The following is an 8,707-nucleotide window of genomic DNA, read 5'->3' as shown; positions in this document are numbered from 1 at the left end:
CTAAGCAATAAGTAAGAAAATGTAAGAAAGGCTAATAACAAACCATATAAGGATACCTATTTAACTGGAAAATAATGTTTTATATGATAATCTTGACTTTCAATGTTTGCTTAACTTGACGGCTATGGGGCACGGCTTCAGCTAACATAGTAAAGAAATTCACTTTACCAAGTGGATCTTCAGCTCGCGCTATTCTCGCAGGACAAAGAACGCTTCAGCAGCGATACATCACACGATGAAAATGGCTCTTTATTTTCGAGGAGTCTCGCCTTTTTTCTCCGCTCTGCGCCTCTCAACCCTAGATGTTTGCTAGGAGAATGCCGTTATCGCATAAACGTCTTTTAAAAATAGAAAAGAAGTAAGTTTCCCTGTAGAATAAAAGTCGACGAAAACCAATCCTAGGAGGGAACTCACTTGTCTATTACAAACTTTACATGTTCAAGATAAAAATATTTACACTGATGGAGAAGTCATCACGATTGAAGAATATAAAGGGCGTACATATAAGTTCATCCATTCTACATTAACGTATGAAGCGACACATTGTCCGTACTTTCATATAAAAAAAGAATGGTCTTCTATCTATAAAAACGGGCGTATCGAAGTGATGATCAATAAAGTAAAAGCGTTAAATCGAGTCGCATATGGCTATCGTAATTTCACAAATTACAAAGCCGAATACTGTTACACTTTAAATTTAAACCAATAGAACAAAACAACAAGTAAACGAATTAAAGAAAAAACATGTCGTAAAGCAGCTTAACTGCTTCAGGACATGAACAATAAATAATTCAGTTGACTATTTTGACTTACCAACGTTATTTGACGTAGAACCAACAATAAAAGGTTTGCCCTTCTGCAATTAGTAGGAGAGCAAACCTTTTTTTATTTTATATTAATGAAAAGACATTCGTTTTTGATCAATCCATGGCTTTAACTTCACAAATAGCGGAACAAATAGAGCGGTCAAAATAACACCTTTAATAAAATTGAATGGTAATACTCCACCCACAACAGTTGCTAATTTTACACCACTACTCATGGTTTCCCAGCCCATAAACCAACTATACGCAGGTAAAATAATAAGATAGTTTAACACACTCATTCCAATCGCCATTACAACGGTACCAGTAACAAGGCCAGTAACAATGGTTTTCTTCCCTTTAAATTTATGATATAGAAGGGCTACCGGGTAAACAAACAAGGTTCCAGCAACGAAATTGGCTACAATACCGATTGGATCTCCTGCTCCTGTATAGAGCAAATAAAGTAAGTTTTTAATAGCCTCCACTAAAATTCCAGCCACAGGTGTAAATATTAAACCTGCAATTAATGCCGGCACCTCACTAAAATCAATCTTTAAATAAGGTGGCAAAAACGGAATTGGGAAATTGACAAACAGTAAAACCATAGAAATTGTACCTAGTAAAGCAATAATAATTAACTTTAACAAACGTGATGATTGCATCACAATCTTCCTCCTTCATCTATATCGATTCCATTCTTACTATTGATGAAGGGAGAGCAATAGTCTTCCTAACAAAATAAAACTCTAAAACCACTCGTGGGGGCTTTAGAGTTCACATGTATTAGGAAATAAAGGCATAAAAAATATACCTTATTGCTCCGTATCTTCTCCCATCCAGACTTTAACTGTCGGCTCTGGAATCTCACCAGATCCACCGCAAAAAGCGGGTCACGGACTTCAAGCGAATTGCTTGTCACCGTCGGTCGGGAATTACACCCTGCCCCGAAGATAGAATCGATATTTAATTACTAATAGTATACAACGAACTGCAATTTTTGTGAAGTATTTTAAACGTGAATTTTTTCACAATTTTGTGACATAACCTTTTTTACTAATCTTCCAACGGATTTAAGCTTTCTTCACCGGTCATCGAAGCAATCATTTCGACTAATAAATCTATCTCCTCGTCTATATCCTTTATACTCGCCGTTTCCACCGGAGAATGCATGTAGCGTAACGGGAGAGAAACTAGACTGACAGGAACACCTTTTCCTGTTAAACGCATTTTATCTGCGTCTGTCCCAGTCATTCTTGGTGTCAACTCATATTGCACCTTCATATTTAACCGTTTTGCTGTATCTTCTAATAGTTTATTTATTTTTCGGTTAATTGGTGCACCTTTTGCTAAAACAGGTCCACCATCTAATTTCACATCACCATGCTTATTTTTATTCACACTTGGATAGTCGGTTGCAAAAGTAACATCACACGCTATTGCCATCGTTGGTTCAATACCGGCAGCAGCAAAATATGCTCCCCCCATATTCGTCTCTTCGTTAACAGTACTAGCAGCATAAACTCCTACATTTATTTCTTTATCAGACAGTCTTCTTAGCACTTCAGCAACAATAAATGCACCTGTTCGATTATCCAACCCCCGCCCAGATACATAACGATCCATTAATATTTCTGGCTCTCGTTTGTACACTGCTAAGTCTCCAATTTGCACAAATTCCTCTATTTCTTCTTTTGATTTTGCCCCGCAATCAATAAATAAATCTTCTAGCTCGAAGTCACCTTTTATTCCACCATGATGCTGCGCGTTTACTCCGATAACTCCTGTAATTGTTTTCGCATAACCAAGAATGGTCACCTTCATACCAATCGCCGCTTTTGGATTTATGCCACCCATTTTTTCTACGTAAAGATAACCTTGCTCGTCTATACGATTAACGATAAGTGCAATTTCATCACAATGCCCCGCTAATAAAATTTTAAATGGCGCATTTTTATTTAAAACACCTATCGCGTTCCCTGCATGATCAGTAATAATCTCGTCAGCATATGGTTTCACTTCTTCTATCCACTTTTTCTGAATTTCCATCTCCAAGCTCGATGGAGAAGGCGTTTGTAATAATTGCATTAAAAATGCTTGTCGTTCTTTTTCCATTATGTAAAACCTCCTAAATAATCTATTAACATCATATCAAATTTTCTGGTAATACTACACATAAGCTATTAAGATGAATTTTTTCTAGAAACGAGTCAGAACAGATACCGATTTTAACTTTATACATTTTGATGAAGGATTTTCAAAAGAAAGGTTGATGGGATGTACTTATATAGATTTATGACTTATTACTTTCGTTTACCTGTTATTATTCGCTTATTTTTGACTGTCATTCTTCTTATGTGTTTATTTGGGTTCACTATCCATTTAATAGAGCCTGTACATTTCCCCACAATCTTTGAAGGAATTTGGTGGGCATTTGTTACTGGATCGACCGTCGGTTATGGAGATTTTGTTCCTTTAAGTACGCTAGGAAAGGTAATCGGTATTACATTAATTTTAGCTGGTGGAGGTCTTGTTACTTTTTATATGGCAACTATTTCAGCCGCTACAATAAAAAAGGAACAGGATATAATTAAAGGTGATATTGCATTTAAGGGAAGAGATCATATCGTTTTTATAGGTTGGAATGAACGAACACGACAATTACTAGAAATGATGAAAACCTATCAAAAGAAAGACACGTTCGTGCTAATTGATCACACACTGAAAAAATTCCCTCATAAAGAACACGCCTGTCATTTTGTTCGGGGTGATTCGACTTCTGATGAAACATTAAAAAAAGCGAATATTCAACAGGCTGCATACGCAATTATTACTGCTGATCCTGCAAAAAAAGAACACGAGGCAGATCAAGCAAGTATTTTAACAACGGTTGCTATAAAAGGGAACAGTCCGGATATTCATATTGTGACAGAGATTTTAACGAAAGAACAAGTGTCAAATGCAAAAAGAGCTGGAGCTACAACAGTTATTCGTTCAAATGATTTTATGGGAACATTATTCTACCAAGAAATTTTCCGCGTATCCACTGTGCAACCATTTGACCTATTAATCAAAATTCTTGCAACACAACAGTTCTCTTCTGTTGGTATGCCGGAAACGTTATTTGATCAAACCTTTTTAGACGCTACCACTGCTTTCGTTTCAGAAGAGCGACTGTTGATCGGCTTAATCAGAAACAATGAAATATGGATGAACCCCCCCTTTCAAACACCATTAAAAAAAGAAGATAAATTACTCTTACTAACACCACTAAATTGAATAAAGACATTGAAGTTTTTGGGACATTGGGGTCTGACCCGAATGTCCTAAAAAACACATAAAAATGGGGCAGAGGGGTCTGACCCCTCTGTCCCATTTTATAAGCGTTTTTCTAGTTCTTCTTTTTCTTTTTCGAAGCCTGGTTTGCCTAGTAGTGCAAACATATTTTTCTTATATGCTTCTACTCCTGGCTGGTCGAATGGATTTACTCCTAGTAAATATCCACTTATTGCACAAGCTTTTTCAAAGAAATACGAAACATATCCAAATGTATATGCATCTAGTTTCGGTAAGTGCACAATCAAGTTAGGTACTTGACCGTCTGTATGAGCAAGCATTGTTCCTTGATATGCTTTTTCATTAACGAAATCGACTGTTTCACCAGCAAGATAGTTTAATCCATCAAGATCTTGTGCATCTTCTTCAATGGTCATATCAAACTTTGGTGCTTCTACATGAAGAACTGTTTCAAAGATATCTCTACGTCCTTCCTGTACATATTGACCTAGTGAATGCAAATCAGTAGAGAAGTTTGCTGAAGAAGGGTAAATTCCTTTAAAATCTTTCCCTTCACTTTCTCCAAATAACTGCTTCCACCATTCAGAAAAATATTGCAACGCTGGTTCATAATTGATTAGCATCTCAATTGTCTTACCTTTGTTATATAAAACATTACGAACAGCAGCATACTGATATGCAGGGTTTTTTGTAAGATCTGATTCACTTAATTCTATTTGTGCTTTCTGTGCGCCTTCCATCATTGCATCAATATCAATACCACTGGCAGCAATCGGAAGCAAGCCAACAGCCGTTAACACAGAGTAACGTCCACCAACATCATCAGGAATCACAAATGACTCATATCCTTCTTCTGTTGCTAAAGTTTTTAATGCACCTTTCGCTTTATCTGTCGTTGCATAAATACGGCCTTTTGCTTCTTCTACCCCATATTTGTCTTCTAAGAATTTACGATAAATACGGAAAGCTAATGCAGGCTCTGTTGTTGTACCACTTTTAGAAATAACATTAATAGACACATCTTTATCCTTCAATACGTCAAATAACTCTTTCATATAAGTAGAACTAATACTATTCCCTACAAAAATAATTTGCGGAGTATCTCGTTGGTCTTTAGGTAAAATATTATAAAAAGAATGATTCAACATTTCTAACGCAGCTTTTGCTCCTAAATAGGAGCCTCCAATACCAATGACTAATAAAACATCAGAATCAGATTTAATTTTTTCTGCGGCTTTTTTAATTCGAGCAAATTCTTTCTTATCGTAGTTAGTAGGTAAATCAACCCAACCTAAGAAATCATTCCCTGCTCCTGTCTTGTTATGTACCATATCGTGTGCTAATTTAACAGGTTCCTTTAGATAATCTAATTCATGCTCTCCAAAGAATGTTAAAGCTTTATCATACTCAAAACGTACATGTGTCATTTTTTACCCTCCATTTTTAGTTAAGCGAGTGTTATTAATAATGTACCTAAACATGTGAGGTAAATCAAGTAAAGAACAACAAAAATCCGGAACTCCACTGAAAAGATTTTAATAATCATACATATTTTTTCTAACAATAGTTAAGCTATAACTAAAGAAAAAAGGAGGTTAAGCAATTGAACGCTATCCAAAGAATTACTTTACTATTAGTCATTGTTGGCGCTGTGAACTGGGGGCTTATCGGGTTATTTCAATTTGATTTAGTTGCAGCAATATTCGGTGGCGGAGAACAAAGCGGTGCATTCGCTCGAATCATCTATACTTTAGTAGGTATTAGCGGATTAGTTTGTATCTCTTTATTATTCAAGCCATCAGAAGAAATGGCTTCGTCTAGAGCGCCACAACCTGAAAAATAACGGTAAGCTTCATACATTATTTGAATCATTATCTAAATCAATCATTTATGCAAAAAAGCCTTCTAGCTGACAAAACAGCTAAAAGGCTTTTAATTATTATTTGTGAAAAGTTTTAGTACGCTCTTCAGATTGCTCAATCCACTCATTTAACTTATCTTTTAATGTGTTAAAGCCAGCTTCTTCTTTTTGTGTGTTGACTTGTTGCTTTGGCTTTGATTGAGGTTTTGCTTGTTGTTGTTTCGGTGCTTCTTCTGTAGCACGAATAGATAAAGCGTATTTGTTATTCTCTTCATCTACTGATAAAACTTTAACTTTTACTTCATCACCAACAGATAAAAATTCATTAATGTCTTTTACAAAACCATGTGTAACCTCAGAAATGTGCACTAAACCTTGCACCTCATTATCTAACGCTACAAACGCTCCATATGATTGAACACCAGTTACTTTTCCTTCTACTACTTGTCCTTCGGTAAACTTCTCTGACATACTAACATCTCCTACTATTTTATTCATGATCGAATGAGATATACTTCATTTTGATATCTACTTAATACACAATTATTTATTCTAACATATTTTTTAAAAGTAGCATAATTTTTTTAAAAAGAGGTTTAGAAAACAAATAAAAAGTTAATACTATAAATGTAATAAGTAAGACTTTCTCGTATTCCCCCTGTATAAGCAAAGCTTTTATCGCTTTGCTTATTTTTTTGTCTATTTTTATATCGATAAACGGGTTTACCCTTGTTTTCATCGAAGTTTCCATTAAAACATGTTATAATGCAGAAATATTAGAAAAAAAGGCAAAGACTGAGTAGGAGGAAACAAATCGATGGTATCACTTTTTGAAAATTTTCCTAACAGAAAAAATACACGTTCTGCAAAATGGGATATGGTAGAAAAATTGTACGGAGCGAATAACGTTCAACCGATGTGGGTTGCCGATATGGATTTAACCATTGCAGAAGCGATGAAACAGGCATTAAAGAACCGAGTAGATCATGGCATTTTCGGTTATACCGTAACAGATGATGAAATAAACAAACATGTCCAACAGTGGATACTCACGCAGCATCAATGGGAAATTGAGAAGGATTGGATTGTCTACAGTCCTGGTGTTATCCCAACCTTACATATGGCTGTTTTAACACAGACAAACCCTGGGGATAAAATTGCAATCCAAACACCCGTCTACCCTCCGTTCTTTGAATTAATCAAAACTCATGATCGGGAATTGGTACAGAATCCATTAATTTATCAAGATAACTACTACACCATTGATTTCGACGATTTGGAAAATTCCTTCAAACAGGGAGTAAGTGCATTCATTCTTTGTAATCCGCATAATCCAGTTGGAAGAGTTTGGACGAAGGAAGAACTAGAACAGCTTGCAAAATTGTGCTTACAATATGATGTAACCATTTTATCTGATGAAATACACGCTGACTTGATTTACCCTGGTCACAAGCATATTCCAATTAGCTCGTTATCAGAAGAGGTCAATCAACAAACAATTACTTGTCTATCACCAACAAAAACATTTAATATCGCCGGTTTACAAGTGTCATACGCTATTATTCCAAATGAAAAGCGACGCAAGGCTATGAACAAGGCATTTAGAAAATATGGAATGAACCATATAAACACATTAGGAATTACTGCAATAGAAGCTGCTTATACAGAAGGAAAAGATTGGTTAGACCAACTCATGCAGCTGTTAGAGCGAAATAGAGATCTTGTAGTCGATGCATTTGCAGCTCGTGATGAGATTACTGCTGTTCAACCTGAAGGGACGTATCTAATCTGGTTAGATTGCACCAATATGAAGCTCGAACAAGCAGAATTGAAAAAGTTCATGCAGGAGAAGGCGAAGGTAGGTCTTAATGATGGTGTCTCGTTTGGTGAAAAAGGCCAAGGATTTATGCGTATAAACATTGCAAGTCCAACTAATTATGTGCAAGAAGGCATTAACAAAATTATTGCTGCATTAGATGAACTAAAATAAATAATTTATCCCCATTTGAAAATCATCTCAAATTCAAATGGGGATTTTTCTTATTTTCGCGAATGGGTTACTCTTCTTCTTTTTTCTTATCTGTTTCGGTTGGATCTGTAGGTGGCATATCTTCCTTTGCTTCATCCAGTGTGATTTTGCCACAAACTACACGCTCGCCAGCATCACCGGAAGGTTGGCTAACTCCATCATCTTGTTTTTCATGAATAATAATAGAAGTTCCATCATCTTGAAGTAAGGAATATTGTCCCTCAGATAACGTTGCCTCAGGGAGCTCAAATTCAGCCTCCGCAGTACCATCTGAACCAGCTTCTATGTTTGGCATGTCGCCAAGATGCGCGCCATCCGGATACATTAAGCCATGCTCGTTTCCCGCTGGATTATAGTGACTTCCAGCAGACTTAAAATCTGGAGCCTCACATTTTGAATATTCATGAATGTGTATACCATGTAAACCTGGTGCTAATCCCTCTACGGAAACTTTTACGGCTACACCATTCGCTTCCTCTGTAAATGTAGCAGTTCCCACTGGATCATTTGCTTGATTATATAACGATACTTTTAATGGCGAATAGTCATTTGGTTGACAAGCAGCTAACAACAAGGTACTAATTAATACTATGATAACCTTCATGCGTCTACCCCTTTATTTGTTTATGTTCTATCTTCAAGGATATCCAAAAAGATTTAGTGCTAATCATAGTTAGTCAAAAAATAACTTTAATGAAATGTAAAATTCAAGTGTTA

Annotated in this window: 9 protein-coding genes and 1 riboswitch; of the genes, 4 read left to right on the top strand and 5 right to left on the bottom strand. The window is 36.0% G+C overall.

What is annotated here, in order from left to right:
- Window positions 1-607 precede the first annotated feature (607 nt).
- A complete protein-coding gene (locus HP569_RS14575) occupies window positions 608-709 on the top strand; it encodes a transposase (protein ID WP_182201593.1) in 102 nt (33 codons plus the stop codon).
- Window positions 710-895: 186 nt separating this feature from the next.
- Here the strand turns inward: HP569_RS14575 and HP569_RS12945 are convergent, their stop codons facing one another.
- Window positions 896-1,468 carry an ECF transporter S component gene (locus HP569_RS12945; protein ID WP_182201598.1) on the bottom strand — a complete coding sequence of 191 codons (573 nt, stop codon included), beginning with the start codon at window positions 1,466-1,468 and terminating at the stop codon, window positions 896-898.
- A 158-nt stretch (window positions 1,469-1,626) separates the two neighbouring features.
- Window positions 1,627-1,762, bottom strand: a riboswitch (FMN riboswitch).
- Between the two features lie 97 nt (window positions 1,763-1,859).
- The gene (locus tag HP569_RS12940; protein WP_182201592.1) at window positions 1,860-2,918 is read right to left on the bottom strand and encodes a M20/M25/M40 family metallo-hydrolase; all 1,059 of its coding nucleotides are present in this window, start codon (window positions 2,916-2,918) and stop codon (window positions 1,860-1,862) included.
- A gap of 180 nt (window positions 2,919-3,098) precedes the next feature.
- Here HP569_RS12940 and HP569_RS12935 point away from each other — a divergent pair, with 180 nt between their 5' ends.
- Window positions 3,099-4,082, top strand: coding sequence for a potassium channel family protein (locus HP569_RS12935; protein ID WP_246367233.1), 984 nt, complete (start codon window positions 3,099-3,101; stop codon window positions 4,080-4,082).
- A 98-nt stretch (window positions 4,083-4,180) separates the two neighbouring features.
- On the opposite strand, the gene HP569_RS12930 is transcribed toward HP569_RS12935, so the two are convergent.
- Window positions 4,181-5,527, bottom strand: a complete 1,347-nt coding sequence (locus tag HP569_RS12930) for a glucose-6-phosphate isomerase (RefSeq protein WP_182201590.1) — start codon at window positions 5,525-5,527, stop codon at window positions 4,181-4,183.
- Between the two features lie 176 nt (window positions 5,528-5,703).
- On the opposite strand from HP569_RS12930, the gene HP569_RS12925 reads away from it, so the two are divergent.
- Window positions 5,704-5,943, top strand: coding sequence for a DUF378 domain-containing protein (locus HP569_RS12925; protein ID WP_182201589.1), 240 nt, complete (start codon window positions 5,704-5,706; stop codon window positions 5,941-5,943).
- A 96-nt stretch (window positions 5,944-6,039) separates the two neighbouring features.
- Here HP569_RS12925 and yugI read toward each other — a convergent pair whose 3' ends face one another.
- A complete protein-coding gene (gene yugI, locus HP569_RS12920) occupies window positions 6,040-6,432 on the bottom strand; it encodes a S1 domain-containing post-transcriptional regulator GSP13 (RefSeq protein WP_182201588.1) in 393 nt (130 codons plus the stop codon).
- A 346-nt stretch (window positions 6,433-6,778) separates the two neighbouring features.
- Here yugI and HP569_RS12915 point away from each other — a divergent pair, with 346 nt between their 5' ends.
- Window positions 6,779-7,951, top strand: a complete 1,173-nt coding sequence (locus tag HP569_RS12915) for a MalY/PatB family protein (protein WP_182201587.1) — start codon at window positions 6,779-6,781, stop codon at window positions 7,949-7,951.
- Between the two features lie 67 nt (window positions 7,952-8,018).
- On the opposite strand, the gene HP569_RS12910 is transcribed toward HP569_RS12915, so the two are convergent.
- On the bottom strand, window positions 8,019-8,594 hold the full coding sequence (locus HP569_RS12910; protein WP_182201586.1) for a superoxide dismutase family protein: 576 nt from the start codon (window positions 8,592-8,594) through the stop codon (window positions 8,019-8,021).
- Between the last annotated feature and the right edge of the window lie 113 nt (window positions 8,595-8,707).

It is taken from the genome of Paraliobacillus salinarum (assembly GCF_014083865.1).
In the GTDB taxonomy this organism is placed as follows: domain Bacteria; phylum Bacillota; class Bacilli; order Bacillales; family Amphibacillaceae; genus Paraliobacillus; species Paraliobacillus salinarum.
The sequence above is the reverse complement of the archived record's forward strand: the minus strand, read 5'-3'. Positions and strand labels throughout refer to the sequence as shown.

Bases quoted from the DNA above. Each gene is read 5' to 3' on its own strand.
- HP569_RS14575 (WP_182201593.1), top strand. From the start codon at position 608: ATGATCAATAAAGTAAAAGCGTTAAATCGAGTCGCATATGGCTATCGT.
- HP569_RS12945 (WP_182201598.1), bottom strand. From the start codon at position 1,468: ATGCAATCATCACGTTTGTTAAAGTTAATTATTATTGCTTTACTAGGT.
- HP569_RS12940 (WP_182201592.1), bottom strand. From the start codon at position 2,918: ATGGAAAAAGAACGACAAGCATTTTTAATGCAATTATTACAAACGCCT.
- HP569_RS12935 (WP_246367233.1), top strand. From the start codon at position 3,099: ATGACTTATTACTTTCGTTTACCTGTTATTATTCGCTTATTTTTGACT.
- HP569_RS12930 (WP_182201590.1), bottom strand. From the start codon at position 5,527: ATGACACATGTACGTTTTGAGTATGATAAAGCTTTAACATTCTTTGGA.
- yugI (WP_182201588.1), bottom strand. From the start codon at position 6,432: ATGTCAGAGAAGTTTACCGAAGGACAAGTAGTAGAAGGAAAAGTAACT.
- HP569_RS12915 (WP_182201587.1), top strand. From the start codon at position 6,779: ATGGTATCACTTTTTGAAAATTTTCCTAACAGAAAAAATACACGTTCT.
- HP569_RS12910 (WP_182201586.1), bottom strand. From the start codon at position 8,594: ATGAAGGTTATCATAGTATTAATTAGTACCTTGTTGTTAGCTGCTTGT.